A 25,364-nucleotide genomic window follows, 5' to 3' on the forward strand; every position below is an offset into this window, starting at 1 on the left:
TTTAATAATAAAGGAGATATATAGTGCAGAGAAAATAGAACTTATCGCGTGGAAATTTAACAACTAAAAATACAACAATAAGTGTACCTTTCAATGGAGTGTCATCTTATGAAATGCAAATTCAAAGTGATTATTTATAAAAGGATGATTGATCATTTATTATCATCAACGCACTTTACCTTAAAAGATATTGCTAATCATACGTGGTCACCTATAAGCAGTATACGTTCCATTTATCTTGATCAAAAGGAGTGTTTTTTCTGATGGATCATCAATTAAAACTGAACATCTATAAAGGCATGATTCAGTATATTTTAGACTCAACCCATTATACCCTTAAAAATATCGCAGATCTTTCTGGATCATCCCTCGATATTATACGCGCTATTTATTGTCACAATGCAATTCCACATAGTTTCAAATCAGAAATGCAAATACTTAAACTTTATCAAATTGTTCTTGAGATAAATTCTCATCCTAAAAATCAAACTTTTGCTGGATAGGGTTCATAAAAAAGGAAGGTTGAATTATGAAATGGGTAAAACTAAAAAAATATTGTCAGGAATCAGGAGATACCTCTAATGCTGTGCACGCGAAGCGCAAACGTGGAATATGGGTTGATGGTGTACAATGTAAAGTAGGACCAGATGGTAATATATGGATTAATACAATCGAGGTTGAGCGATGGGTAGAAAACGGAAACAAGGCAACGAATTGCAGCCTGCGCGCGGTGTAAGCATACGTGAATGGGGAACTGGGCAAGCTATTCGAATAATCTTTAGTTATCGAGGTGTGCAATGTAGAGAAACATTGAAACTCGAACCAACGAAAGCAAACTTAAAGTATGCTGAGCGTCTTAGGGGGGAAATTATTAATGCAATTTCTCTGGGCACTTTTAATTATGCAGATTATTTTCCAAATTCAACACGTGCGAGATTATTTGGTCATGCAATTATCAAGGCTACTACTGGTGAAATGCTTAAAGACTATATGATGATTGCGGAGAAAACACTGGAGGCCAGTACTTACAATGGTTACCGAAAAGTTTGCGAAGCACATATATACCCAATCTTTGGTCATATACCAATTCGAGAATTATCTCCATTGATTATTCGTAATTGGATTACAGGATTAAGTGTTACTGTTAAAACTGTACGGAATATCTTAACTCCTTTACGAAATATGCTAGATCAAGCCTTGAATGATGGGGTGATTGAACGTAATCCCCTTGATAAATTGGTTTTGTCTAAATTGATTAATAAAAAAACTAGCCAAAGTAACTGGGAGGTAGATCCTTTTGATCAAGATGAGATAAAAGCGATACTTAATGAAGCCACAGGACAGGCAAGAAATTTATTTCAATTTGCATTTTTTGCAGGTCTTCGTACCTCGGAGCTAATTGCTTTGGAGTGGGATGATATAGATTGGTTCAAAGGTTTGATACGTGTTTCTCGTGCAGTGGTTTTAAAACAAGAGAAAGGAACAAAAACTAAATCAGGTGCTCGTGATGTTTTGTTACTTCCACCAGCCTTGGAAGCTTTAAAAAATCAAAAATCATTCACTTTTCTTGAAGGTAAACGAGTTTTTTATAATCCACGCACCAATACTCCCTGGGAAACGGATGGTCAAATTCGTAAAACTTGTTGGACGCATATTTTAAGAAAAGCAGGCGTTCGTTATCGTAATCCATATCAAACTCGTCATACTTATGCATCAATGATGTTATCCGCTGGTGAGAACCCCTTATGGGTGGCTACCCAAATGGGGCATAAAGATACTGAGATGATTATCAAACATTATGGACGATGGATTCCTGATAAATCGACTGTGGCAGGCTATCAGCCCGTAAATAATTGGTTATTTTCATTAGAAGTAAAAAATAGTTATTAATACAAATAGTAGTTTTCTGTTAAATTAACTTCTTAATTAAAAAACATCAATGCGGGATATATTGAATGGTAACTAAGGATAAGATTAGACAAAAATTACTAGAAATAGTTAAAGCTCAAATAGAACGCAACAGGTCTCATCCTATTCAAAGCAACTTACAATCAAATGAGATATTCAGGCAAGTTGCTGAGCAATTAGGTATTGCTCATAACACGACTTATGAACAAATGATATTATCTGTATTCCAATGCTTGATGAATACAGGTTATTTTGCATGGGGATACAATTTATCAAACCCCAATCCTCCATTTTTTCATGTAACTGATCAGGGAATTAATTCCTTAAAAAATTTAAGCAGAGATCCCTGTAATCCAAGTGAATATTTACGTTATATACACAGCATTTGTCAGCTTGATGATATAGAGCGATCATATTTAAATGAAGCTATAAGTACATTTAATGCAGGGCATCATAAATCTGCGGCTGTAATGATAGGTGCAACAGCAGAGTGTTTGGTTTTAAAATTACGTAACGCAATGAAAGATAAACATCCAAAACCGCCCAAAGGACTATCTGATTGGAAACCTAAAACAATTTTTAATACACTTAAAAACATTTTGGACAAATACATAAAAAGCATGCCTAGTGATTTACGAGATGAGTATAATGCATATTGGCCTGCTTTCAATGAACAAATAAGACGCACTCGAAATGAAGCGGGACATCCAGAAAATATATCATCGTTTAAATTTGAAGATGTTCATGCTTCACTGCTGATGTTTCCAAATGTAGCAAAATTAACTACTCACTTATTAGAGTTTATTTCCAATAATCAATTTTTATAATAGTAAGACCTAAAAATTTATTTAATAAAGACTTTTTTCTGTCGATTACAAGGATTTTATATAAAATTGCATTTTCGTATCCTTTGGGATACAATTTGCTTATGAAAGAAATAAAAAGAAAAACAATAAAGATTTACCAAAAAGATAATGGAGATAGTCCATTTATCTCATGGCTTGAATCATTGGACACTGCGATGCGTCATCGAATTAAATCTCGCTTAGCTAGAGTCGCCATTGGAAATTTAGGCGAGTATAAACTACTAGGTGATGGGATAAGTGAATTAAAATTTAAATTCGGATCAGGTTACCGTATTTATTATAGTGAATTAGATGATGTAATTATACTTTTGCTCTCTGCTGGAGATAAAAAAACACAAAGCAGAGATATTAAACTAGCAAAAGAATATTTGAACAATTATTTAGAAGGAGAGAATCATGGCTAAGAGTATTGATTATCATGATTATTTAATTGAATCCTTGAAAGAGCCTTCTGAGGCTGCTGGGTATTTAAATGCAGCACTCGATGATGGTGATATTGATGGTTTTTTAGAAGCATTACGTAATGTTGTAGAGGCTCATGGGGGTATGACCAAGTTATCAGAGAAGGCTTCTAAGGGAAGAAACAGTTTATATAAAACAATTTCAGGTAACGGAAATCCTTATTTAAGAAATACAAATGAAATTTTAAATGCATTGGGATTTCACTTGTCTGTTATGCCTAATGATTTTGAAGATCGAAAGAGTGCTTGATTCTGATAAAACTACCCAATAGCTGCCCAAATAATTAGGCGATAAAATTAAACGAAATAGTATCAATGAGTTATATTAAATTGTCGCGGGTTCGATTCCCGCCGCCTCCACCAACTTTTTGATTTATAACGATTTTTATATGTGTATTACCGCTGATTTTTGTTTTATTTAAATAAATACTTAAACATAACCATCTGTTTATATTAATAATATTTTTTAGATTTAATATTGTAATCAATTATTCTCTCTTGATAGTACCTGTTAAAAGCACCCAAAATTTAGTGTTGCAAATTCATCTCCTTAGCTTAATACTGGACGTCTAACGGCGTGATTATTTCGGCTATACTCATTCTATGCTTCTTAAGTGGGTAAAGGCCTGGGTGGCCGACTTGCTTAGGTGGCTTCTTATGAGAAGTTAAAGTATGAATTTCATTTATCTAATTCTGTTGAAATTATTCCACGATTTAATATTGCCCATGTGCTGATGTAGTTTGCCTTGTCAAAACCAATACCGATGAATTGCAAAGTATTGTATTGCGCTGGGGATTAATTCCTTCCTGGACAGCTACTTCCAGCCAATTCCAAATTCAAACCCATTGATATTACGCAAGATGTGAAATGGTGATTTGGGGGCGTTACTTTAGTGCTTCATGAACCGGCCTAACAAGTTTGCCTTGATTGATTACAATAATTTTTACGCCAGTTGTGAGCGTTTGTTTCGTCCTGATTTACGAGAGGTTCTGTCGCCAAAAATTTTGATTTTTGCTAGAATCGCTGATTTTTTAGGTATTTCAGATAATGCTCAGCTTCAAGTGGAAGCATTTTAAACACGATATCATCCTGATGCTTGTCAGATGGTGCCTCGCTTATTCCCCGAGCTATCGTGATGTTGAAGAGCTGGCTATGGAGCGTGGATTAAAGGTGGATCATTCCACCATTTACCGCTGGGTAATAGAATATGCCCCCCTTCTGGAAGAAGCCTTTCGCAAGCGACACAAGCATCCGGTCGGTGGCTTATGGAGGGTTGATGAGACGTATATAAAGGTACTGGGTCAATGGGTTTATCTGTTTATGGCTTTGCAGCATAGCCTCATCCAGCATTTCTTTAGCCTCAGTCTAAACAATTTTTCGCGACAGAACCTAGCTGGCTTAAAGAAAAAGTGGCAAACTCAAATGTGACACTTTTTAGAACGTGTGGGCTTGTGGCACGAACCGTAAAATGCCGCCTTTCTACATTGACGGGCAACACGACCCATTATTCCATTAATTTAGAACACTTACACAAGGATAAATGCATGATAAAAAAGAAGTTAGTTGTAACCTTTTTGGGCTTTTGGGCAGTCAATTGTTTTAGTTTTGGCGTTGATGTCTGTTTTAACTCTCCAACGACGACTCCAGTTATTCAAAACTGCATAAATCTGGACTCATCATGCAGAACCTCTAATTTGACTAAGGCACAAGAAGTCACATGTCGTATAGCCGCGCTTGCGGATGGATTGAGTGGGTTATCAGGCAGTAATAATATTATTGGTGGCCGTAGCTTAGTCCACTCTGATTCAACTTATCTCATGGCACAACTTATAGGCTTTACACCTTGGCAAGCGTATCAAATTATGATTTATGACGAAGCTACCGATCAATCAGATTATGTCCCTTATAATCAAAATGGTGCGCAAATGCTTACAGATGATGAAATTGCAAATTGCAGAGATCACTGGGGTCCCTCGATGCCTAATCAATGCTTAATCATTACACGTGTTATGAGTGGCATTTATAAATTCAATTACACTACCGGTGGGATGTTGTTGCATTTACATGCTCGATTTTCTCCAGATGGAACCCCTCCGCCAGCGCTTCCATACCCTACAGATTATCTTTCTGAAGCAAATAAACCTTATGAAGTAGTTCTAAACAATTTTCATGCATGGGTTTTTGATGAGCGAATTAACGCTTGTTCTTCAGGAATTTTGCACGCAGATACTCCACCTTATGCGTCTAAATCCGCTTGCGAGGATTCATCCCGCACTTTATATAGCCCGATGTATTTCTTCGCTCCAGGGATCTCACCAAAGCCTATCCCTTTTGTAACTACACTGGGCCCACTCATCATTAACGAAAGTACACCAAATACTATTGCCACTGATGCCAGCTTCAATGCTTATATCAAACCACATGATGTAACCTACGCCAAACCGGGCATTTTTTTTCATGCTTTAGCTGATCGTTATTCACATCATATGTGCACAGATAATTCTTATTTTTATCAAGATAGTAATGGAAACTATACATCTGTCTACTCAAAAGTATTATGTGCTCAGGGTAGTCACTTTTTGTGGCATGCATGGGAGCAGGGAACCAACCAAAGTACTTCTAATCTTGCGGCGCAATACCAAACCATGCGGCCTGCATTAGAAGCTATTTTTGATCAATTAGTTGCTTACAGAAAGTTCTTGGGAGGAACCGTAAAGCCAATTGATAAAGCAGCTCTCATGAACGAGTTAATGACCGTTCTTGCCATAGAAGATCCGGTCACACGTCTTAACAATATGGTGAATTTAATGGAAGCTCATGGTGCGCTTAGCCTTCCTGGTCATGGCACTACAGCAAACCTTACGATCGATCAGTGGTTAACTTTAGCGGGTGCTCCCATATAATAAGTTATGCCGTTTCGTTTTAAGGTAACTTATGGTTTTAAGTTCTGTCGCGAAAAATTGTTTAGACTGAGGCTAGAGAAATGCTGGATGAAACTATGCTGCAAGGCCATAAGATTGTTCGAAGATGGTGCCTGTAGATGCTGTTTTTTTCGAAGCATGTGGTGGAGTTCAATGCCAGAAAGTGTCGCTTTGGCTGAGTGAAATTCTTTAAATCCCTTCACGGGTTTTGTGAGTTTCTTGATGAATCGATGGTCCTGTTCGAAGATGTTATTGAGGTATTTGATTTGCCTCACGCCAATCTTAAGAAACGGGCCATCCATCATGTAAAAAATAAAACAAAGGATCGTGATATAAATGGTCGTATATGCCGAAAATATACTGGCCCTTCTCTCAATTGGAAGGTAGCCTTTCCCAAAGGATGCCCTAAAAGTTGGAGAAATATGATTATGACCAGACCCAAACGAATAAGGAACAAACAATTATGTCATCAAATTTTAAAAGGAAGTGACTCTAATGAGCTCACTTTTCCTCTGGGTAATGCCTAAGCCTCATTACTATTATTGGTAATGAGGCTTAGGCATTACTAATATCAAGGAATTTTCGTAAAAAAATATACCCAAATTGTGCCCAATAAGGAGTTTTAAATAGCATGACTCCGTTTTCCTCAAAACGATAGGTTTAGAGTCCTAACTTGATCTGTATTAAAGGATCTGGTTTATTCTACTTAGGTGTCTTTGATGCCAAAGTGATGAATACTCATTCTTATCTACTTCATTACTTGCTGACAGACAAACACCTTGAATTTTTTCTGGCGAAAGAGCCACGTGAATCTTGGTGTCAACGCCTTTATGACCTTGTCCCAGGGCTTGAGCCTCCTTTTACTATGGCAGCAGAGCTATGGCGGTGAATACCAATGGTAGTACTATCTACCCAACTAATAGCTACCGTTACTTTTTTCTTTTTCTGAAGTTGATACACTAAAAACCAAAACAGCCCATTCTCACTCCAACGCTTAAAACGAGTATAGATCGTATGCCATTTTCCATAACAAGCAGGAACATCTCGCCAGCTCACGCTTGATACAGTACTGCACAGAAAAATTGATAATGGCTCATCCCTGCAGGCCTTCCAGGACGTTTGTAGTGGCTAGCAATATAGGGAGCAATATGAGTTATAAAATCTTCTTCTTTGATAGGGTAATGCCTTATATCCATTTAATTTATTCCGAAATCTGCTTTTTGTTATCAGTGTCATAGAAAGGAAGCTGTTCAAGGAAATTATGCTATTTTCAGTTATATTGCGCTCAATATAAATCGTCGTGATTCTTCGATTGATGCCAGCGTCAAACGCAAGAGACATATGGCTGCGTTCAATGATGATGTGTTTACAAAACTCATAAAAGGTCTATATTAAGATGCGGTTGCCCTGATTTGGGAGAAGGGCTCTTTTCGATTTTATTCGAGTGATTTACAATAAGGAGTGTATCCATTCAGTGTTGGGGTTTTAAACACCCAATGGTTTTAGTCTGTTGTGTCATGCCAGCATCCGGTTTTCGTGGATGTATAATAACTGTAATTTAATATTTTGGATATTCTAATGCTAAAATGGACCTTGTTGATTATTATTGTTTTTTTGGTGGGCCTGTATATTTTGAGAGAAGTTACTTGGCCTATAAACCCATATCCTGAACAGCAAGCAAATCTGGATAGTATTCCAAAGTTTTCACCATTGGAAGTTGATTTTGTTCACAAATACGATGCTAAAAAATCACTTCCTTTCATGGGGGCTGCAATTTTTAATCTCACTGGAAATGATGAACAGTACTTGTTCGTTGGCGGTGGTTTTAACCAAGAGGATAAGTTATTCAAATATTCTGATCATCGATTTATTGATGTATCAAAAGAAGCGGGATTACAAAAGCCTGAGAATGATACTACTTATGGTGTTGTTGCTGTTGATGCTAATCGTGATGGTTTGCCTGATTTGTTTGTAGCGAGAGATAGTGGTGTTTATTTTTATGAAAACCAAAATGGAAAGTTCAGCATTAAAAAGCTCGATATCAAGATGGATCCACGCTATTCGCCTATTTCAATAGCAACAGCCGATTTGCAAAAAAAAGGTACGGTTGATCTCTATGTCGCAACTTACATCAAACCTGACTATGTTGAAGGACAATCAATTTTCAATAAAAAAGATTATGGGGCCAAAAGCTTATTGCTGCAAAATAACGGTGATAATACCTTTACCGATATTACTGATCGTGCCGGGTTGAATTATATTCATAATACTTTCCAGGGGGTATTTGTTGATTTGGACGGTGACAATGAATTGGACTTGGTTGTCGCTCATGATACAGGTCAGGTCAGAATCTACAAAAACCTTGGTAATATGACATTCAAGTATATGCCTAATCCAACATCCGACCTATATTCTTATCCTATGGGTATCGCAGTTGGGGATTATGACAATAATGGCTTACCGGATTTGTTTTTTAGCAATATCGGGCCATTTTACTGGTGGAATTTTGGCTCAACCCCTCCTAATCTTATTGTCAGAGGTGATCTGCGCAAAGATCAAACTTTATTGCGTGATAATATATTCCTGGCTAACCGAGGTAATTTTCAATTTGAAGATGTCGCTAAGAAAACCAAGACTGCAGATTATGAGTTTGGATGGGGAGTCATCTTTCAGGATTTCACTAACGATGGAAGGCAAGATCTAGTTATCGCTCAAAACTATGTAGGTTTTCCCTTACATAAGCTATTCCGTCTCCTTGGCCGACTATTAAAAGAGTTGCCAAACAATACTTATGCTAGTATTGAACAACAAGCAAATGCCGAAGATCCTTACTTTGCTATTTCTCCGCTAAGTACAGATCTTACAGGCAATGGTTACCCCGATCTCATTTATACGAACCTCAATGGACCATTGAAAGTTTTTCTTAATCGTCAGGGTGGGACTAATAATTATATAAAAATTCAGATGTCTTATGCCCCTGAAGCCATCGGAGCTGTAATAAAATTACAACTCAAAAATGGTAAGACTTTAACACGCTTTTTTGTTCCCACTCAGGGATTGTGTTCCTATCAAGGTAATCAAATCACTCTAGGCCTTGGAAACGATACAGAAGTTGAAAGTGTCAAAATTGCTTATATGAATGGAACAAACAAAGTGTTCATGCATCCTTCAATAAATACAACGCTGCACGTAGACTAGTCCTTTAGATGGGCTATGAGTTTTTCATAGCTCTGCCTGTCGGTGAAATGCATAATAAGTTGAGAGTGCAAAAAATAGGGTATAGGTAACATTCATCGCAATAGGCATTATGAACTTTCCGATCCCAGGCCAAAAAAAATAAATAAGAAAAACTGCGAGTAGAATGAAAAATGGATTGCATATCCACATCCATGTAGGATAAAAAGTTGCTCCACGCAGTACCAAGTAAACAAAACCTGCGGACATTAATAAAGTAGTAACACGAATTACTTGGAGAAGTGACTCATTATAAAGCTGATAAGACGCAATAAGTTCATGGTTTTCAGGGGTATTGGCTTGAACTATTGTAGCGATTAAAGCACGTGAGCCAATCCACACTGTCCCCATAATAAAGCCATATCCTGCCAACAGGGCAACTGCTGCAGGTAGCTTACCACCTGACGGCAATAACATTTGATATAAATGCCAAAAACCAACCAAGTAAAATGGCGCCGCCAGGACAGCAATAAAGTGCCCCCAAATTAACCTCTTACGGGAGATATCGAGAAAAAAATGGTAAGGAATCTTAGAACTATAGCCTGTCATATTAAAATGCAGTAGAAATTCACCTGTACCTACCAAAATTGCGGCGCCTAATCCAATTAGCCCAGCTACAACAACTTTATCCACCATAGAAAGGGTTCTCCTGAGTTTTGTTAATTCCTTCATCCAAAGTAAATTTTTGATTGGCTGTTTTGAATGAATTAATTTAACAGCATAATTCCTATATTGTTATAAAATTTTCTTTGTACTCTCAGTCATCATAGCTTATGTATGCCTTTGACCGAAATCAAAAGTTGTGATGATGTCGATAAACGTATACTGTGATATAGGCGCGGTTTTTTGGACGCAAAAAGGTAATTTATAAGAACTATTCTTCTAATTGATAAGCGAGGAATAGAATGTTTAAAAAGCGCAATTATTACACTGCATCAAAAAAATCAAAAATTGCACTTGCAGCAAGTGAAGGAAAAGTGACACAAACTCAGCTGACCAGCGAGTACGGCGTTCATCCTGCTCAAATTAAGGCTTGGAAGCAAACGGCTTTACAGGCTATTTCAGATGTTTTTCCAATGCTCGTTTGAGGGTAAAACTAAGCGTGCCCAGTGGTTGTCTCTGGAGGTTGGTTATTCCGTTGGTAAACACTGTATCAAGAGACTTATGGAGGTCATGGCTTACCCACAGAGTCCTCAGGCCTATCCGAGATATTGAAAGTTCTACTGGCCTATGGACTTGTGGTTAAGCCATTCTAAGAGTAATGTGGTTAAACTAACAATTTGGGAATAGCTCTCATTTTTCCTGATTTTTGTTCCAGATCATCGGATCCATCTAACTTTATCGTCGTTACTCTTTATATATACCACTGTCTGTTTCAATTTTTTTATACCGGCATGTTGTTGCTTCTTTCTTTAGTTTATAAACCGATTGCAAGAGTATTATGTTTAATCTAATAATTACTTATGAGGGGGAGGTTTATGGGAGAATTAAATGAATGACAGTGGGTATACAATGAAAGCAGGTTTGATTGATCAATCCAATGATCAAAGAGTGTCTCGTTTATACGATCGCTCGCTGCGGCAAGCCAAAATGGTTCCAAATTTGTTTAAAGCTATGGCAAATGCACCTGAGGTTCTAGAGGTTTATATGGATGCATACCAAGCTTTTTCGCAGTTCTCAGGGTTTTCAATTCAAGAACAGCAAATTATTTTTTTAGTCATTAGCTATGAAAATGGTTGTGACTATTGCCTGGCAGCACACTCTATAGCAGCAGATTTTTCTGCCAAACTTGAGCCAGCGATTACCGATGCTATAAGGGAAGATAAAAGGATTCCTGAAAAAAAGTATCAGGTATTAGCTGAATTTACACGTGAGTTACTTTGGACAAGAGGCAGGCCTTCAGAGGAAAAAGTTGATGAATTCCTTGCAGCAGGCTATATGGAAAAGCAAATATTAGATCTTGTATTGGCTATCTCACTCAAAACGTTATCGAATTATACAAATCACTTATTCAAAACGCCTATTGATAGTGTATTTAAAGTTCGTGAGTTTAAATTGGTAAAGTTTGCTGCGCGTGTCTTCCAGCATTTTAGCTCAAAAAAATAAGGCTTATTTGCTCTGCCTTGCATGTTTCGTTCTTTTTGAGTTGCAGATTAGAGAGGATTTTATTTCTCCTACTATTCGACTCAAAGTTGGACAGAACATACTAACTGGGTAAGAATACCTAAAAATATTGTAGTACTTCGTCCAGAATAATGTTATTTAACGCCTTCTATGGATAATGATCATCTGCTTGTACTTAACTCCGGTTCCTCAAGCATTAATTTTCCATATATGATCGGATTATAGCATTGCTCTTTTGGGAAATGGTGCCAATATGTGTGCGGTTAAAGAGGGAAAGTCTGTAATAGTACCATGGGTTTTACGGCATTGGCTGGGTTGCTAATGGGCTGTATAAGAAGATTAAAACGTATCTTTTAGAGTTACCTTCAAATATGCACCTCCAAAATTTTAGCTAAAATTGCATTTGCTCCATGGTTCAAAGACAAAATGGGTCGTGTCATTTTTATAAGAATTTTTTAGCTCATTAATCACTTTGCCTGCTAAAAAAGAAAACCCAAACGATGGAAACGATGAAATTGAATTGAAAACATATCCCTCAAGTATATCTAATGATGATGAGTTCGGTAATCACTCAGCTTGTTATCAGAAGTAGTCTAAAGACCTGGGGGGCGTGAATGTTACTGTAACGCTTCTACATTCAACTGCCCTCATATACGCTGTTTTTTTCATACCACGGCGATATCGCTTATGATGAGAGCCAGAAGCTAAATACCACCACGGCTCCGTAAGCCTGCATTAGAACCCATAGTTGATTTACCTTGATGTTGTTTGGCAACATCAGGAGGAACTTTTTGCCATGGATAACCTTTTAAAGCCTTAGAATAACCTATCTGATATAATTGGTTCATTCGTTGCGTATCGAACAACTCCTCTGAATTAGAATTAAACTCATTTGGGACATTTGCCAAATTAAAATCAGCGCCATTTAATAACGCACAAAGGTAAATAAAAATCACATCAGCAGCTCCTTGTGCTGCTGTAACACTTTCCACAGCACGCTTACCAATATCCAGTACTTTAGGCTTGACTATCTTATAATGGAAGTGGTTTTGGTTATTACGTATTACATAAATATTAATATTTGGCTTTTGTTTTAGTTTGAGATATTTTTTTGCCGCATGAATGTCAGAGTTAAGACGACTTAAGAAGACACCAAAGGTGGTTCCGCCATCCACATGCATCTCAGTATAAGATTTTCCCTTGGCAACCACATCGAAATAAACAGGGGGCATCACAACAGGGATACTTGCCGAAGCGAGCATAATTTTTCTAAATAGATTGAGCTTCTCAGGATTTTTGCTGGCTGCTATCTTAGTCATATCCCATACAACCAAGTCACGTGCATAAAGGTTAGAAGTACCAATATAAAGACGCCTGCCTTCATAATAGCCTTTTGCGATATCATGAAGTAGAGCTTCATTAACATGTTGGGCAATTAGGTTTTGCAAAGGTTTGGTTCCCTTAAGAGAAGAACCTCCAGTTGCTAACGTCCATAGTAATGGTTTATCACTCAAAACATCTTTGGTTGAAATGGTGGTATATACTTTCTTCAGCGTAGCATCATATTTTGGCCCAGCAAAAGCTAATGGTGCAATTAAAGCCCCCGTGCTTATCCCTGTTACAGTTGTAAATGATGGTCTAGTGCCTGACTTCGTCCAGCCATTTAAGAGGCCTGCACCAAAAGCGCCATAATCTGCTCCGCCTGAAATCACCAATAATGTAAATGCTCCTTTATGATGATACATGGTATCGGGGTAAGATTTAGCTAATTGTTTGACCCGTGCAATGGATTGCATTTTTATTTTTTGATTCGTGCCTTCATTAAAATTACTGCGTATATCCTGAAATCCTGGAATTTCAGCAACACTTGCCAAATGCTCAGGGACAGGATTTTGTTTTACCGTATGGCATGCTGTTAGCAATAAAGAGATAAAAATAGTGAAATTCCTTTTCATGGCCGGTTATCCTGTTGTCTACTCATCGGGGTTTAATGTAATAAACCCTCTCAGCTATTAATTTATTATAATTAACTGCGTAATTAAATTAATTTATTTAAAGCCAAATGGTGATTAGTTTGGGCTTTTTCTAAAATTATTTAATATTTGATATAGTTTAATCTTACATCGTTTTTTCTTAATTAAAGATGGACAAATTTAAAAAAAGGTTTAAATTTTTTGAAATCAGTTTTTTGTTAATCACAGTATTTATTAATAATACAGGTTGTGCCTCTATAGCAACAACTCATTCTCGGTTTGAAAAGGACCATTTACTTGCTCTTTTTGTAGGTGGTACTGGAGTTGAATCAAATAATTATTTTACCTATGGCGTTGAATACCATAAAGCACTTACGTTTCCTTTTGGTTATTCTATTACTCTGGAAGACACACTGAATAATAAAGTCCATCACCATGAAATTGAAGTTATTGGCTTAATGAGCTTTAGCTGTTTGAAACACATAACTTTTGGTATTGGTCCTGGTTTGAAGTTTGAAAAAGGTGAATCTGATAAATTACTAGGAAGAGTTGCTTTTAATTATATTTTTAAATTAAAACCAACCATCGAGATTACTCCTACTATAACGTATAATATTGTTCAAAGAAGTCCGAATGAGATAGTTTATGGAGCCAAATTTGGCAAGCAATTTTAAAGCCAAAAGCCCTCTTATAAATTATCTGCTGTCTTTCAATGCCAATCCCCTAATATCTGAAGGGTTTTGTCGTGAGAATTTTTTTAAACTAAGAACGGAGTTATTCTGGGCGAGCTTATGCCGCGAGCCCATAGAACTGTTCAAAAATAGTTTGACTGGCCGATTGATTATGCTGCCCTTTACTGAGCATATGATGTAATTCAATGCCAGCTAATGTAGCATCGGCGGAATGAAATGCTTTAAAGCCCTTCATTGGTTTCGTGATTTTTTTGATAAATCGATGGTCTTGTCCCACAATATTATTGAGGTATTTAATTTGTCTCACAGTGAGCTGAACGAACAGTCCACCCAACATAAACAGCAGCGTCACGTGTAAATTAATCGTGTCAGTTCCCACTTTATTAGCACCCCTTTTATCCATGGTTACTCTATCTGTTAAGCTGTTAGAGCCAATACCTTTCTCGAAAATGCCCGTGCAGCAGGCTCATCCCTTTTCTCTGAAAGCATAAAATCAACCGTTTTACCTTCTTTGTCTACCGCCCTGTATAAGTACACTCATTCGCCATGAAATCCCAATAGGTCGCTTGAGGCGCTTGTGAAATACTTCTTCCAACTGAGGAGAATAATCAATCACCCAGCGATTGATAGTGGAGTGATCTACTTTTAGACCACGTTCCAGGGCTAGCTCTGCAACATCTCGGTAACTCAATGAGTAGGCCAAATACCATCTAACCAACATCAAAATAATATCCAGCTTAAAATGGCGCCACTTAAAACTCAGCATCTCTATTCGTCCCCTTGCAAAAATACACAATCTATCCCGGGGACTACTTTTTTGCGACAAAGCCGGAGAGGAGTCCATTTCATTACACTAGGTCTAATAGGTGTTCGGCTAGGGCCGAAATACATAGACAGAACTCTCTGAAGCTCCTATAGAGTGCTCTGGAGTTCTTATAGAGTCTTCAGTGGCTCCTATTGAGTATTCAGAAGCACTTATAGGGTGCTCAGTGGCTCCTATAGGGAGTTCAGGATCTCTTATAGGGTATTCAGTGGCTCCTATAGGGAGTTTAGAATTTCTAGTTTGAGTTGGATCAAAAGTTTTTGGACGCTGTTGTTGCTGATTGTGAGCAGAGCTAATACCCTGCTGTATTTTAATATAGGAATCCAAAGATTCTGATAATGCTCGATTTTTTATATCTTCAATGAATGAATTAATCTCTTTATTTTTATAGTCTGATAGGTCAAGGGTTCCATTTTTTTTGGAGAAGAAGGTTCTAAACCATTCTGTAGTCTCGGAACCTAGGGCATTTTGTACGTATTGGGTTTTTATAATTGATAGTACAACGGAAAGTCCGGTAGCCCCTGCCGATAATATTATTCCAGGGAGTCCAAGCGATAGATAATTAGTGGCGGACCATATGCCAGCACCTAATGCTGCAAAGCCTAATTGGATATTACGCAATTTTGCGTTTTCTAAGAGACCTTGTCTTTTAGTTAAAACATATTCTTTTATCTCTGCCTCAGGATAAAGAGTTGGGTTTGTTTTATTTTGATTTAGAGCTATTGAGGCCATAATAGCAGTTCTATCTTCGATAGTAACCAAACGCTCATATAGGTTACGCTCTTTGGGTTCCAAATTGGGAATTGCACTGAGAACTTTGGACTCAAAAAATTCGTTTTTGAGATTTGTCTCTTTTTTTGCCAGATATATATCTATTCCTATTTTAATAGAAGTAAGAGCCATGGTAGTTACAGCAATAGCGCCAAGAGAAAGCCCTCCAGTAAAAATCGCACTGATTACAACTCCTGTAACTATAAGAGAGAGTACAATGTTGGTGGCCGTAGAAGCCATTTGTGCTTTTTTTATAAAAATCAGATTATTATTTATCTCTGTAGGTGTTCTTACTGTCTCTGTAAAAAATTCACTCACACCAAGCTTAGCAGAGGGGTATGGAAGTTCCCTCGCACCCAATTGGGTAGAGGGAGTTTTTTTCTTTAGCGGTTGTTCTGGTAGTCTCTTTGCTTTTAAAGCTTGAATATGCTTATTTTGTTCATATAAATTATATACAGCTAATGGAAGTGTGGCGCAAGAAAGAACAATATGGACAATGCTGTGGCTATTGAAGGTTTGATTCATATCCAGAGACGAACCAGGGGGAGTGGGGTTGGATTTATTATTAGTTTGAATAGCTGCTTGAAGAACATCACGCGCACCTTCCTTGAGCGTTTGCCGTAGATGAGGATCATTTTTTTTACCAGTAGGTGGTACATCAGGTATCATTTCTACAATCACTATAAAATATTTTATTGATTTGATTTTATCAGTACTGAACAATAATTTTCCAATTGAAAATTTTTATTAGTCATATTTAGGGTTTAGATATCTAAAAGGCTTTGTCGCAAATTGGGTTAAATTACAGATCTGAGACAAAAGCGAATTATGATAAATTTTTGATTTTAATTTATACTAACAATTCTATTAATTACAAATAAGGAAATCTTTAATTCAGGTGTCGTGCGAAATTATTTAATCTTATTTAAGTAAAATAAATTATTATTTGCACAATAGAGTTAATTTAAATACTGTAATTCGCTTTTGCCTCGGTTCTGTAATTTAACCCTAATTGGCAAATAATTGTCATTAAGAATTATCCATGTAACATCATAAGAATTAAGTTTGATTTTTTGTACTTTCAAAAATCCCTCAATGAAGAACGCGAATAGACGCTTAATCATCTATCAATGAATACTATGAATGGCGGATTCAACTCGTTAACGCAACTTCTGTATATAAATCAAGCAGTAAGTAACGGTAAAGGCATGCAATTACTTATCTCTTGATGATTTTTTCCCCACAAGGCCAATATGGAGCTACTGTCATGTTGGCAGACAGCAATAAACGAGTGGATACCAAGCTTCACAAAGCGAGAATTGTTGCACTCATTGAGGAACAGAATTAATCCATTTATATCATTCATGAAGTACTCCGTTTTTTCCAAAACTCTTAGTGAGTATTCTACCCGCTTACTTTGTTACTGTATTGTTGAATAAATTGTGATATTTCTTTTGCAAGTAGAGGCTTGCTAATATAATAACCTTGCAGTTCATCACACCCTAATTGTGACAATAAATGATATTGATCCATCGATTCAACTCCTGCGGCTATTACTTTTATATTTAAACTTCTGGCTAGAGCTATTATGGCCATCACTAATCCCTGGTGTTCAAAGTTCTCTACTATATGTTTTATGAATTGAGGATCTATTTTGATGTAATCTGCATTGAACTGGTTCAAGTAATTTAACGATGAATATCCCGTACCAAAATTATCAATAATGATTCCGATGCCATTGTCTTTAAGATGCTTGATTACTTTTATTGAATGATTAGGATTTTGCATAATCAAACTCTCATGAATTTCAACTTCCAAAAACTGCGCTGGAAATTGTTTCTGATTTAGTTTATTTAAAACACTACTGGAGAATTCAGGTTGTAAATACTGTTTTGTTGATACATTAACTGAGATTTTTATAGGTAAGTGACAACTGGTTCTTAAGTGCGATCCTTGATCAATAGCAGTATCATAAATCCAATCATCAATTTGATTTATGATGCCAATTTCTTCTGCCAAGGGGATAATTTTCGATGGAGATACCGTCTGGTATTCTTTATTCTCCCATCTTAATAAGGTTTCAAATCCAGTAATCTTTTTTTGAATATTTATTTTTGGTAGATAAGTCAGATAAAACTCATTATTTTTTAAAGCATTTTTTAGTGCATTCTTAAATAATAATTTATTTTTTATTTCCTCATTAATTTTTTTCGTGCAGAACTGATAATTATTTCGACCTTCTTCTTTTGCTTTGTATAAGGCTAAATCTGCACTGTTAATTAATGAGTGATAATCCTCTCCATCTGCTGGATAAAAGCTAATGCCAATACTGGCAGTGACTAATAACTCATGTTCTTTTATAGTTATTGGCTTTATTAATATATTTAGAATATTTTCAGCAAAAACTGCAGCTATTTCTGGACTTTTAATATCATGAAGTACCAAAATAAATTCATCACCACCTAACCTCGCTGCAATATCGGTTTTTCTTATACTATTTCTAAACCGATCGCTAATAACTTTCAATAACTCATCACCAGCATCATGTCCAAGAGAATCATTCACCTGTTTGAAATTATCAAGATCAATAAAAAAAACTGCAAATTGTTGTTGATGTCTCAGAGCAGATAAGATGGTTAAATTTAAACTATTTTCTAGCTGATTACGGTTCACAAGTCCTGTAAGTGTATCAATATAGGCCTTAATAGATAATTCTTTTTCTTTTTCCTTTTTATCATTTATATCTTGAAATTGCCCAATATAATAGAGTGGAGTTCCTTGCTCATTACGAATAATTGCTCCAATGAGTAGTATCCAAGTGATTTTCTTATCCTTACGAATATAACGCTTTTCCATTTGATAAAAAGGTATTTCTCCATCATAGAGTTGTTTCACATATTTAAGATCTAATTCAAGATCATCAGGATGGGTAATAGTTTGAAAATTCATGCGCAGCATCTCTGATTCGCTATATCCCACGATATCGCATAATGTCTTATTGACTTTTAGCCAATGCCCTTCTAGTGATACCAAAGCCACCCCAATAGGTGAATAATCAAAAGCTAATCGAAATCGTGTTTCGCTTTCTAATATTTTTTCTTCATAGGCTTTTCTTTCTGATATGTCACGCATAATACCTATAAATTTGTATTGGTTATCAACCTGCATTTCCGTGATGGCAATTTCCATAGGAAATTGCTCATTATTTTTTCGTAATGCAGGGATTACCATACTATGCTTACCGACAAATGTAGAATTATGGGTCTTTAAATATTCCTCCATCCCGGCACTGTGTTTCTCTCGTAAATCAGGAGGAATAATGATCTCTACGTTTTTTCCTACTGCTTCTTTAGTACTATAACCAAACATTTTAGTAGCGGCTGGATTAAATGACTCGATTGTCCCTTGGGTATCGATAGTAATAATTCCCTCTCCTGCATGATTAAAAATCGCTTGTAATCGCATACTGCTATCAATAGCCTCCTTTTTTACAACTACAAGTTGATTTATGATTGGTAATACTTGCCAATATAAAAATAGTATTCCTAGACCAATTGAGATGGCTAAAATTAATATGATGAGCTCTATTTGATTTTCTAAAGAATTACCAGCAATTGTAAAACCGGCTAAACAAGCAATGCCCGTAATACTAATCAAAATAAATGAACTTAATAAGATGATCTTCTTATCTTCACTGTCATGATAAAACTTGGAAAAATTATGGTTATTTACCCATGCTAACCATAAAGCAATACTGAGCAAGCTCATACCAAGCGATGTATGAATAGCCATACGAGTATATTGATACCAGCTATAGAGAAATTCTAATTTTAATAAGTATCCAAGTACAGCGGATATACCAAGAAGCATAATGGAAAAAATGATTACCTGAGTGAGTATCGCAATAAAAAGCTTATCGGTATATTGAAATAAAATGAAGCATAAGCTTACTAATATAAATCCCACACTAGTATTAAGTCCCATTCTGCCTGGATATTGATTTTGATCAAAAAGCCAAATTTTAATAAAAAATTCATCAACACCTAATGAGGTATTAAAAAGATATTCAGCAAAGGTTGCTCCAGAAATTGTCAAAATTAAAAAGCCAATAATTGTATAGATACGATTTTTCGGACTTGAGTTGTTTCTTGATAGAAACAATGCCATGCCAGATAAGGTGAAGCATAGGGCTGTATTAAATACCATGTTTATGTAATTAGGGAATACGGAAATTATATTGGGTACATGAAAATACCACCCAAAGATAACTACTAAGCCCAAAGAGCTTAATGCCAAACCCAATAAACCTATAGGTGAAGTCCATTTCATCTTATCATCTCTATTCTATGTGGTTAGTGTTGCGATAGGTCCGTTCATAAGCCAATTTAAAATGTTATCATGCTGTGGATGCAGACACTAACCCCCATTGTTTCCGTCCATTTTTTAGTCAAATATGGAGCCCACCGATTAGACAAGTCTAATTTTTCACAAGATCAGTTAAATCTACAATTTTCATCATTTGAGAAAATTAAATAACCTAGTGGGTGTGTCGCCATTCTGCTTGTTTTCAGTTTGTTTATGCCTTTATTTTAGTCGAATTTGTCTTCGTTTTAACCATTTATAGAGTGTTGATGGCGAACAGTCAATCAGCTTAGAAATAGCTCGCTTATTAAATCCTTTTTTAGATACCCGATTTTTCATCAAGATGTTTGCCGATGAAATCAATTACTTTTGCTAATTGTCGTTCATAATTCATGCTGATCTCTCTATTATTTTCCTAGTTACACAAGGAATTTTACATATCTGTAAGAAGGGTGTTTGAATATTAATTGCCCTAATTGATCAAATGATCTACTATTTATGTAGGCATCCATGCAAGGGGCTTTATCATGAAATGGATTATTTTATTAGGAAATATGATTCTGATGGCAGGATGTTGTTCCGTTAAATACACACCACCTTATACACCGGCAGTTGCATACACGTCGGCAGTTACTTATAAACCCGTGGTTACCTATAAACCAGTAGTTACCTATAAACCCATGGTTACATACAAACCAGTCGCTGTTACACCTGTTGTGACGACTGTCGTTACACCTGTTGTTCCGCCTGTAGTGGTTTATCCTTACCCTATAACCGCACCTACCGGAACTGCCATTAACTTTTAATTGATTAGAAATTGCAGCTGGGTGAAGGCAATAGCCGGCACCCAAGCGGTTCGTGTGAGGATACCTGAGAACTCACTGATTAATTGATAATGTATTAGTCAATTTAATGGGCATATTGAAAATGCTATTCCAAAGAGATCTTTGCCTAAAGGGGGGAGATGGATTAAATCAGTGATCGGTACTTAAAAAGAGTCGCCCCTATTTTCCAGCAAGGTTAAGGAACAGAAAATTATTCCCTGATTCATTTTTACCTGTTGAGGACGCATATGAAAATAGTTCCCTTTTTGGAATTACTAAAAAGGATTTTTATCTACAAACAATTCTCTCCAAATTACAGCCAGTTTTTTTCAAGGATGCAAGAAGGATAGATAAACCAAATAATAATCCACCGAAAACTGAAACAGCAGCGAAAAAAATAGGGGTATCCCTCTAAAGGAGTTTCTACAGAACAACCCAGTAACCAACAGGAAGCACTTTTAGTTAAGTATCATCACGAGAATTTCGAATTACAACACGAGTATGATAAACGATTAGGATTAATCTTGAAGTGATTTTGTGTAAAAAGTGACTTCCGCTGTGAATAACGCTGGATTTTTGGCAAGCGAGGGTAGGTCAAAAGCCAACCTGCAATTTATTGCTAAACTTAATCAATGGACAATAGGATTTAATTTTGTCTGTTGACCCATGTAAAAAGATACATGATCAATTTTTCAGTTCTCAATAGGAAGGAGATGAGTAAATGAAAAAAACTCATGCGTTACTAATCAGTACCTTGTTTTTCGGTTGGATGAACACTGTCTATGCAGATGAACAATCTTGCAATAAAAGTTACGATTATTGTATGAGTTCATGCGAAACCCAATATAACCATTGTACTACGAATAATAATGATGAATCGTACTGCAAGGAGCAATATCAGCCCTGCATTCAAGGCTGCAGCAATACCCGGGATAGTTCTTTGTCTCAGTAATCCAAAAGGGCTTCAAATGAAAACTATATACTTAGGTGTTTCATTGTTCCTTGTTATTGGGCTTAACTTTCATGTTTATTCATCTTCAGAGAGTTCGGCGGCCATTCAAAGGAACATGAAATTATATAAACTGGCGGCTAATTGCCCGCAAAATTGTGCATCTTGCTGGGAACAATGCACTAAAGACGATGATTGTGGTGTTGGTCAAAGCTGTATCGCAACGGCCTGCGGCAATCGATGTGTGAAACAAGCCGCAGATTAGCTAATATGATTAGGTGTAAAGTCCTGGTTGCAGGCAACCAGGATTGCTTGAAAAGCATGCGTCATAAATTGTTTCTCTATTTTTGACGAACCTGATGTGAGTCTTCTGCTTGATTAATGATATTTTCAGTGTCTGACTGGTAAGGCGTCAAACTTATTGATTACACATTCCATTGCAACATAATAAAGCTGTTAATATTGGTTTAGCCCCCATGACATTAATTTTATAACTGGGATCTTAAGTGAATACCGCGAAAAATGAGGCCAATAAGGGCAATCACACAAAAGACAGCCCCCATATAAAATGTAATTGATGGTTCAAAGTGTTCCCACAAAAAACCTGCGAGCATACTCGCTACGAGCATCATCAATCCACTGGCTAAATTAAAAAAACCAAAAGCTGTTCCTCGTAAATCCCCCGGAGAAACATCTGCGACCATCGTTGCTAATAAGCCTTGAGTCATTCCCATATGTATTCCCCAAAGTGAAATCCCCGCAATGAGCGTAGTCCAATGATGATTTATTGCAAGTAACATATCGGCAACAATTAAAACCAGTATGCCTGCCATTAATAGTCTGGAGTGGCTCATGTTATCAGCAAGTTTTCCAAACGGATAAGCAGAAATAGCATAAGTGAAACTCATAATAACCATTGCTATGGGGGCTATGGTGATCGACATTCCCACATCAATCGCCCGCAACACTAGAAAAGCCTCACTAAATCGCGCAAGTGTGAAAATAGCACCGATGATAACAAGCCACCAATAAGCCGTATCTAAACGAGATAAATGGTTACGACTAAGCGGATTTATTCGCTTTTCACATGGCACAGGAGTTCGAGGTTCCTTAACTCCAAAAATAAGAAGCATAACGGATAAAACACCTGGAATGGCTGCCATCCAAAATATAATTCGGAACTGATTTGCAAAAAGGAGCATTAATCCTACTGCTAACAAAGGACCAATTACCGCGCCAACAGTATCTAAAGCTTGACGAAGTCCAAAAGCACTCCCTCTTGACTCGTATGGGGCAATATCAGCAACAAGTGCATCTCGGGGTGCTCCTCTCATGCCTTTTCCTATTCTATCAAATACACGGGCAGCTAAAACCATACTGCTTGTCGGCGCTATTGCAAATAATGGTTTAGATATAGCTCCCATAGCATAACCAATCACAGCGATAATTTTTCTTTGCCCCAAATAATCACTTAGCGCCCCTGAGAATATTTTCACAATAAGTGAAGTTGATTCTCCTAAACCCTCAATTACTCCGATTACGAAAGTGCTTGTGCCTAGCGCAGTGGTTAAAAACAAGGGTAGTAAGCTATGAATAATTTCGGATGAAATATCCATCAGCATGCTGACAAACCCTAGAGTCCAAATACTTATTGGTAGTCGTGATAAAACTGACTTGGATTTATTTTTCATAACAAGTGCTTTTAATAATTTCAAAGAGGGGCATTGCATGCCTTACTAATTTAGAATATTAATTTCAGTATTAAATGAAAAAAAGCCCTATTGCAAATAGAAGATAAAACAGCCCAAAATAGGATAAGCGAGAACTGGTTAATTCGCTTCTTTTGAGTAAGAGGTACAACCCCCAGATTGATAATAGTGTAATTACAGCTCCCCATACCGAGGCCTTATCTAAAATCCATGGTGTAAAAAAGATTCCTAAAGCGCTTGGAATGGTAGCTTGAATCATCATTGCCCCACTAATATTAGCTAGAGCCAGTATTTGCTTTCCTTGGCGAACCCATATTATAGCATTCATGATTTCTGGAAGCTCTGTAGCTATTGGACTTAATAGTAAAGCAACCATTTGGGGAGACAATCCCATAGCAGGCCCGATCGTTTCTAGTTGCTGGACAAAAAAATGTGAGCTTATGAAAATAACAATTAGAGACAAAATCGTTTGCATTAAAGCCCATTTAGACGAAGGGCTATTATCATCAGGTCTTATTTTTAAGGGCTCTAGAAAATCCAGGTGCTCTGGATCATCTGTGCCCTGCATTTCCTGCTTGACATAAAATGCATAGGCGATCAGAAATCCTATCCCTAGCCATGGCTTATAACTAAAAACAGCTAAGCCAAGCAAAATTTTTACTACAAATATTTTCATAAACCATATCTGATCATGCCCGAGACGAAGCTCGGTTGTTTTAGATATCATTGGTTTTCTTTGATGCTTTTGGGTAATGAATGCCAATCCAACAATAGAATAGGCGATAGTTGATAAAACTAAAGGACCGCCGATTGCCGCACCAATACCTATTTCCTTTTGTGCCGGTGTATTACCAAATACTACCGCTACGAAAGTAACTACACTTTCAGGAAGCGCAGTCCCAAAAGCGGCTAGTATTGTACCTGTAGCATTTTTACTTATGTTAAATTTATGTCCAACCCATTCTATTGCATTAACAAAATATTCACAGGAAATATAAATTGCTACAGCTGATATGAAGAGCAAAAAAAGAGCTAAAATCATTACTCATCCTTATAGTAATCATTTAAAAAATAAATTTTTTTGTTATAAACATTAAATATTTGTGAGTATACCCTGTGCCACTATACCAAGTGAGACAATATCAGAATTTCCATACCTGCCGAATGTACCTCAGAATTACATACTGATGAATATTTTTTCTCTTTAATAAACTTTGAGGGATCAAACCTGATTGCGAGCAACCAGGCAATATTAATTTCATGTGAAAAATAAATCAACGCAACCCAATAAAATATGAATTCAAGAGGATGTTAGTCTAATCCGATTGATTTTGATGGGCAGTAATATGCATTTCCCAAGTTCGTAACATTCGTTTGTTCAGAGCTACCACTCATAAAACCACCACCACTATTAAAAGCACCACTCATGGAACCAGTGACCCCGGCACGATTGGTGACTAACTGAATGTAGTTCGCACCTAGTTTTGCTGCTTTGTTTTTAAGATCGTTCATGGCGCCCTCTTCTAAGTTACGGTTAGAAGTAAAGCTTCCAGTAAAGAAATTACCTTGATTACCAACAACTTGCCCCAGGTATTTACACCCTTTGGGTATAGGGTTCGGTGAAGCAATAATACGGGCTGCTTGTGGATTAGCTGAAATAGAAGCACAGCTGCTGATCAAAATGGAAAGGGCGGTAAGTGACAAAATTTTTTTCATTTTTACAACCTTTGTTTTTGTTATGAGCAA

Annotated in this window: 28 protein-coding genes, 1 tRNA gene and 2 pseudogenes; 18 read left to right on the forward strand and 13 right to left on the reverse strand. The window is 36.7% G+C overall.

Annotation, left to right across the window (positions count from 1 at the left end):
- Positions 1 to 263: 263 nt before the first annotated feature.
- The 10 genes from EKG34_RS11800 (at position 264) to EKG34_RS11840 (ending at position 6,139) form a co-directional block, all read left to right on the forward strand.
- The gene (locus tag EKG34_RS11800) at positions 264 to 503 is read left to right on the forward strand and encodes a hypothetical protein (protein ID WP_080619926.1); all 240 of its coding nucleotides are present in this window, start codon (positions 264 to 266) and stop codon (positions 501 to 503) included.
- Between the two features lie 26 nt (positions 504 to 529).
- Positions 530 to 736, forward strand: coding sequence for an excisionase (locus EKG34_RS11805; RefSeq protein ID WP_080619927.1), 207 nt, complete (start codon positions 530 to 532; stop codon positions 734 to 736).
- Entirely contained in the window at positions 685 to 1,890 is a 1,206-nt protein-coding gene (locus EKG34_RS11810) for an Arm DNA-binding domain-containing protein (RefSeq protein WP_080619928.1), read from the forward strand. Before EKG34_RS11805 ends, EKG34_RS11810 begins: the two co-directional genes overlap by 52 nt.
- A 65-nt stretch (positions 1,891 to 1,955) precedes the next feature.
- Positions 1,956 to 2,735, forward strand: coding sequence for a hypothetical protein (locus EKG34_RS11815; RefSeq protein ID WP_080619929.1), 780 nt, complete (start codon positions 1,956 to 1,958; stop codon positions 2,733 to 2,735).
- 101 nt (positions 2,736 to 2,836) lie between these two features.
- Positions 2,837 to 3,178 carry a type II toxin-antitoxin system RelE/ParE family toxin gene (locus EKG34_RS11820; RefSeq protein WP_080619930.1) on the forward strand — a complete coding sequence of 114 codons (342 nt, stop codon included), beginning with the start codon at positions 2,837 to 2,839 and terminating at the stop codon, positions 3,176 to 3,178.
- Positions 3,171 to 3,485, forward strand: a complete 315-nt coding sequence (locus tag EKG34_RS11825; protein WP_080619931.1) for an addiction module antidote protein — start codon at positions 3,171 to 3,173, stop codon at positions 3,483 to 3,485. The genes EKG34_RS11820 and EKG34_RS11825 overlap by 8 nt, the downstream gene beginning before the upstream one ends.
- A 37-nt stretch (positions 3,486 to 3,522) precedes the next feature.
- Positions 3,523 to 3,595: transfer RNA gene (locus EKG34_RS18235), tRNA-OTHER, on the forward strand.
- A gap of 540 nt (positions 3,596 to 4,135) precedes the next feature.
- A complete protein-coding gene (locus tag EKG34_RS18240; RefSeq protein WP_155808102.1) occupies positions 4,136 to 4,312 on the forward strand; it encodes a hypothetical protein in 177 nt (58 codons plus the stop codon).
- Positions 4,284 to 4,664, forward strand: coding sequence for a DDE-type integrase/transposase/recombinase (locus EKG34_RS11835; RefSeq protein ID WP_003634252.1), 381 nt, complete (start codon positions 4,284 to 4,286; stop codon positions 4,662 to 4,664). The genes EKG34_RS18240 and EKG34_RS11835 overlap by 29 nt, the downstream gene beginning before the upstream one ends.
- Positions 4,665 to 4,780: 116 nt before the next feature.
- A complete protein-coding gene (locus EKG34_RS11840) occupies positions 4,781 to 6,139 on the forward strand; it encodes a hypothetical protein (protein WP_003634254.1) in 1,359 nt (452 codons plus the stop codon).
- A gap of 140 nt (positions 6,140 to 6,279) precedes the next feature.
- Here EKG34_RS11840 and EKG34_RS18620 read toward each other — a convergent pair.
- Positions 6,280 to 6,438: pseudogene (locus tag EKG34_RS18620) on the reverse strand (DDE-type integrase/transposase/recombinase); the annotation flags it as partial.
- Here EKG34_RS18620 and EKG34_RS11850 point away from each other — a divergent pair.
- Complete coding sequence (locus tag EKG34_RS11850; RefSeq protein WP_003634259.1) at positions 6,388 to 6,684, forward strand: hypothetical protein; 297 nt, start codon at positions 6,388 to 6,390, stop codon at positions 6,682 to 6,684. The pseudogene EKG34_RS18620 and the gene EKG34_RS11850 overlap by 51 nt on opposite strands.
- Before the next feature lie 301 nt (positions 6,685 to 6,985).
- Here EKG34_RS11850 and EKG34_RS11855 read toward each other — a convergent pair whose 3' ends face one another.
- The gene (locus tag EKG34_RS11855; RefSeq protein WP_003634260.1) at positions 6,986 to 7,213 is read right to left on the reverse strand and encodes a transposase; all 228 of its coding nucleotides are present in this window, start codon (positions 7,211 to 7,213) and stop codon (positions 6,986 to 6,988) included.
- Positions 7,210 to 7,353, reverse strand: coding sequence for a hypothetical protein (locus EKG34_RS18245; RefSeq protein WP_003634262.1), 144 nt, complete (start codon positions 7,351 to 7,353; stop codon positions 7,210 to 7,212). Before EKG34_RS18245 ends, EKG34_RS11855 begins: the two co-directional genes overlap by 4 nt.
- 382 nt (positions 7,354 to 7,735) lie before the next feature.
- Here EKG34_RS18245 and EKG34_RS11860 point away from each other — a divergent pair, with 382 nt between their 5' ends.
- The gene (locus EKG34_RS11860) at positions 7,736 to 9,355 is read left to right on the forward strand and encodes an FG-GAP repeat domain-containing protein (protein WP_003634264.1); all 1,620 of its coding nucleotides are present in this window, start codon (positions 7,736 to 7,738) and stop codon (positions 9,353 to 9,355) included.
- Positions 9,356 to 9,379: 24 nt separating this feature from the next.
- On the opposite strand, the gene EKG34_RS11865 is transcribed toward EKG34_RS11860, so the two are convergent.
- Complete coding sequence (locus tag EKG34_RS11865) at positions 9,380 to 10,027, reverse strand: DUF6796 family protein (RefSeq protein ID WP_003634266.1); 648 nt, start codon at positions 10,025 to 10,027, stop codon at positions 9,380 to 9,382.
- A gap of 269 nt (positions 10,028 to 10,296) precedes the next feature.
- Here EKG34_RS11865 and EKG34_RS11870 point away from each other — a divergent pair, with 269 nt between their 5' ends.
- Both EKG34_RS11870 and EKG34_RS11875 read left to right on the forward strand, forming a co-directional pair.
- Positions 10,297 to 10,479, forward strand: coding sequence for a transposase (locus EKG34_RS11870; protein ID WP_003634269.1), 183 nt, complete (start codon positions 10,297 to 10,299; stop codon positions 10,477 to 10,479).
- A gap of 403 nt (positions 10,480 to 10,882) precedes the next feature.
- Entirely contained in the window at positions 10,883 to 11,497 is a 615-nt protein-coding gene (locus EKG34_RS11875) for a carboxymuconolactone decarboxylase family protein (RefSeq protein WP_003634270.1), read from the forward strand.
- Positions 11,498 to 12,219: 722 nt separating this feature from the next.
- Here the strand turns inward: EKG34_RS11875 and EKG34_RS11880 are convergent.
- The gene (locus tag EKG34_RS11880) at positions 12,220 to 13,470 is read right to left on the reverse strand and encodes a patatin-like phospholipase family protein (protein WP_003634272.1); all 1,251 of its coding nucleotides are present in this window, start codon (positions 13,468 to 13,470) and stop codon (positions 12,220 to 12,222) included.
- Positions 13,471 to 13,658: 188 nt separating this feature from the next.
- Here EKG34_RS11880 and EKG34_RS11885 point away from each other — a divergent pair, with 188 nt between their 5' ends.
- Positions 13,659 to 14,162, forward strand: a complete 504-nt coding sequence (locus EKG34_RS11885) for a hypothetical protein (protein ID WP_003634275.1) — start codon at positions 13,659 to 13,661, stop codon at positions 14,160 to 14,162.
- Between the two features lie 115 nt (positions 14,163 to 14,277).
- On the opposite strand, the pseudogene EKG34_RS18850 reads toward EKG34_RS11885, so the two are convergent.
- The 5 genes and pseudogenes from EKG34_RS18850 to EKG34_RS18990 form a co-directional block, all read right to left on the reverse strand.
- A pseudogene (locus EKG34_RS18850) lies at positions 14,278 to 14,946 on the reverse strand (IS6 family transposase).
- A 108-nt stretch (positions 14,947 to 15,054) separates the two neighbouring features.
- Entirely contained in the window at positions 15,055 to 16,497 is a 1,443-nt protein-coding gene (locus tag EKG34_RS11895) for a Hid1 family protein (protein ID WP_003634277.1), read from the reverse strand.
- 460 nt (positions 16,498 to 16,957) lie between these two features.
- The gene (locus EKG34_RS11900) at positions 16,958 to 17,140 is read right to left on the reverse strand and encodes a hypothetical protein (RefSeq protein WP_125461286.1); all 183 of its coding nucleotides are present in this window, start codon (positions 17,138 to 17,140) and stop codon (positions 16,958 to 16,960) included.
- Between the two features lie 38 nt (positions 17,141 to 17,178).
- Complete coding sequence (locus EKG34_RS11905) at positions 17,179 to 20,103, reverse strand: EAL domain-containing protein (protein ID WP_003634282.1); 2,925 nt, start codon at positions 20,101 to 20,103, stop codon at positions 17,179 to 17,181.
- A gap of 255 nt (positions 20,104 to 20,358) precedes the next feature.
- Complete coding sequence (locus EKG34_RS18990; RefSeq protein WP_003634287.1) at positions 20,359 to 20,475, reverse strand: helix-turn-helix domain-containing protein; 117 nt, start codon at positions 20,473 to 20,475, stop codon at positions 20,359 to 20,361.
- Between the two features lie 188 nt (positions 20,476 to 20,663).
- On the opposite strand from EKG34_RS18990, the gene EKG34_RS11915 reads away from it, so the two are divergent.
- The 3 genes from EKG34_RS11915 (at position 20,664) to EKG34_RS11925 (ending at position 22,174) form a co-directional block, all read left to right on the forward strand.
- On the forward strand, positions 20,664 to 20,942 hold the full coding sequence (locus EKG34_RS11915; RefSeq protein ID WP_003634289.1) for a hypothetical protein: 279 nt from the start codon (positions 20,664 to 20,666) through the stop codon (positions 20,940 to 20,942).
- 739 nt (positions 20,943 to 21,681) lie between these two features.
- Positions 21,682 to 21,912: a hypothetical protein gene (locus EKG34_RS11920; protein WP_080619933.1), complete on the forward strand. Its 231-nt coding sequence runs from the start codon at positions 21,682 to 21,684 to the stop codon at positions 21,910 to 21,912.
- Between the two features lie 16 nt (positions 21,913 to 21,928).
- Positions 21,929 to 22,174, forward strand: coding sequence for a hypothetical protein (locus EKG34_RS11925; RefSeq protein ID WP_003634292.1), 246 nt, complete (start codon positions 21,929 to 21,931; stop codon positions 22,172 to 22,174).
- Positions 22,175 to 22,397: 223 nt separating this feature from the next.
- Here the strand turns inward: EKG34_RS11925 and EKG34_RS11930 are convergent, their stop codons facing one another.
- The 3 genes from EKG34_RS11930 to EKG34_RS11940 all read right to left on the reverse strand — a co-directional run bounded on the left by EKG34_RS11930 (position 22,398) and on the right by EKG34_RS11940 (position 25,334).
- Positions 22,398 to 23,600, reverse strand: coding sequence for an MFS transporter (locus EKG34_RS11930; protein ID WP_003634293.1), 1,203 nt, complete (start codon positions 23,598 to 23,600; stop codon positions 22,398 to 22,400).
- Positions 23,601 to 23,670: 70 nt separating this feature from the next.
- Positions 23,671 to 24,660: a sodium:calcium antiporter gene (locus EKG34_RS11935; RefSeq protein WP_003634294.1), complete on the reverse strand. Its 990-nt coding sequence runs from the start codon at positions 24,658 to 24,660 to the stop codon at positions 23,671 to 23,673.
- 269 nt (positions 24,661 to 24,929) lie between these two features.
- Positions 24,930 to 25,334, reverse strand: coding sequence for a DUF4156 domain-containing protein (locus EKG34_RS11940; protein ID WP_003634299.1), 405 nt, complete (start codon positions 25,332 to 25,334; stop codon positions 24,930 to 24,932).
- Positions 25,335 to 25,364: the final 30 nt, after the last annotated feature.

Origin of the sequence: Legionella longbeachae, assembly GCF_004283175.1 — a bacterium.
Lineage (GTDB): Bacteria > Pseudomonadota > Gammaproteobacteria > Legionellales > Legionellaceae > Legionella > Legionella longbeachae.

What these genes read in the sequence shown, in the direction of transcription:
- EKG34_RS11800 (WP_080619926.1), top strand. Translation starts at nt 264, where the DNA reads ATGGATCATCAATTAAAACTGAACATCTATAAAGGCATGATTCAGTAT.
- EKG34_RS11805 (WP_080619927.1), top strand. Translation starts at nt 530, where the DNA reads ATGAAATGGGTAAAACTAAAAAAATATTGTCAGGAATCAGGAGATACC.
- EKG34_RS11810 (WP_080619928.1), top strand. Translation starts at nt 685, where the DNA reads ATGGGTAGAAAACGGAAACAAGGCAACGAATTGCAGCCTGCGCGCGGT.
- EKG34_RS11815 (WP_080619929.1), top strand. Translation starts at nt 1,956, where the DNA reads ATGGTAACTAAGGATAAGATTAGACAAAAATTACTAGAAATAGTTAAA.
- EKG34_RS11820 (WP_080619930.1), top strand. Translation starts at nt 2,837, where the DNA reads ATGAAAGAAATAAAAAGAAAAACAATAAAGATTTACCAAAAAGATAAT.
- EKG34_RS11825 (WP_080619931.1), top strand. Translation starts at nt 3,171, where the DNA reads ATGGCTAAGAGTATTGATTATCATGATTATTTAATTGAATCCTTGAAA.
- EKG34_RS18240 (WP_155808102.1), top strand. Translation starts at nt 4,136, where the DNA reads ATGAACCGGCCTAACAAGTTTGCCTTGATTGATTACAATAATTTTTAC.
- EKG34_RS11835 (WP_003634252.1), top strand. Translation starts at nt 4,284, where the DNA reads ATGCTCAGCTTCAAGTGGAAGCATTTTAAACACGATATCATCCTGATG.
- EKG34_RS11840 (WP_003634254.1), top strand. Translation starts at nt 4,781, where the DNA reads ATGATAAAAAAGAAGTTAGTTGTAACCTTTTTGGGCTTTTGGGCAGTC.
- EKG34_RS11850 (WP_003634259.1), top strand. Translation starts at nt 6,388, where the DNA reads ATGGTCCTGTTCGAAGATGTTATTGAGGTATTTGATTTGCCTCACGCC.
- EKG34_RS18245 (WP_003634262.1), bottom strand. Translation starts at nt 7,353, where the DNA reads ATGGATATAAGGCATTACCCTATCAAAGAAGAAGATTTTATAACTCAT.
- EKG34_RS11860 (WP_003634264.1), top strand. Translation starts at nt 7,736, where the DNA reads ATGCTAAAATGGACCTTGTTGATTATTATTGTTTTTTTGGTGGGCCTG.
- EKG34_RS11865 (WP_003634266.1), bottom strand. Translation starts at nt 10,027, where the DNA reads ATGGTGGATAAAGTTGTTGTAGCTGGGCTAATTGGATTAGGCGCCGCA.
- EKG34_RS11870 (WP_003634269.1), top strand. Translation starts at nt 10,297, where the DNA reads ATGTTTAAAAAGCGCAATTATTACACTGCATCAAAAAAATCAAAAATT.
- EKG34_RS11875 (WP_003634270.1), top strand. Translation starts at nt 10,883, where the DNA reads ATGAATGACAGTGGGTATACAATGAAAGCAGGTTTGATTGATCAATCC.
- EKG34_RS11880 (WP_003634272.1), bottom strand. Translation starts at nt 13,470, where the DNA reads ATGAAAAGGAATTTCACTATTTTTATCTCTTTATTGCTAACAGCATGC.
- EKG34_RS11885 (WP_003634275.1), top strand. Translation starts at nt 13,659, where the DNA reads ATGGACAAATTTAAAAAAAGGTTTAAATTTTTTGAAATCAGTTTTTTG.
- EKG34_RS11900 (WP_125461286.1), bottom strand. Translation starts at nt 17,140, where the DNA reads ATGAATGATATAAATGGATTAATTCTGTTCCTCAATGAGTGCAACAAT.
- EKG34_RS11905 (WP_003634282.1), bottom strand. Translation starts at nt 20,103, where the DNA reads ATGAAATGGACTTCACCTATAGGTTTATTGGGTTTGGCATTAAGCTCT.
- EKG34_RS18990 (WP_003634287.1), bottom strand. Translation starts at nt 20,475, where the DNA reads ATGAAAAATCGGGTATCTAAAAAAGGATTTAATAAGCGAGCTATTTCT.
- EKG34_RS11915 (WP_003634289.1), top strand. Translation starts at nt 20,664, where the DNA reads ATGAAATGGATTATTTTATTAGGAAATATGATTCTGATGGCAGGATGT.
- EKG34_RS11920 (WP_080619933.1), top strand. Translation starts at nt 21,682, where the DNA reads ATGAAAAAAACTCATGCGTTACTAATCAGTACCTTGTTTTTCGGTTGG.
- EKG34_RS11925 (WP_003634292.1), top strand. Translation starts at nt 21,929, where the DNA reads ATGAAAACTATATACTTAGGTGTTTCATTGTTCCTTGTTATTGGGCTT.
- EKG34_RS11930 (WP_003634293.1), bottom strand. Translation starts at nt 23,600, where the DNA reads ATGAAAAATAAATCCAAGTCAGTTTTATCACGACTACCAATAAGTATT.
- EKG34_RS11935 (WP_003634294.1), bottom strand. Translation starts at nt 24,660, where the DNA reads ATGATTTTAGCTCTTTTTTTGCTCTTCATATCAGCTGTAGCAATTTAT.
- EKG34_RS11940 (WP_003634299.1), bottom strand. Translation starts at nt 25,334, where the DNA reads ATGAAAAAAATTTTGTCACTTACCGCCCTTTCCATTTTGATCAGCAGC.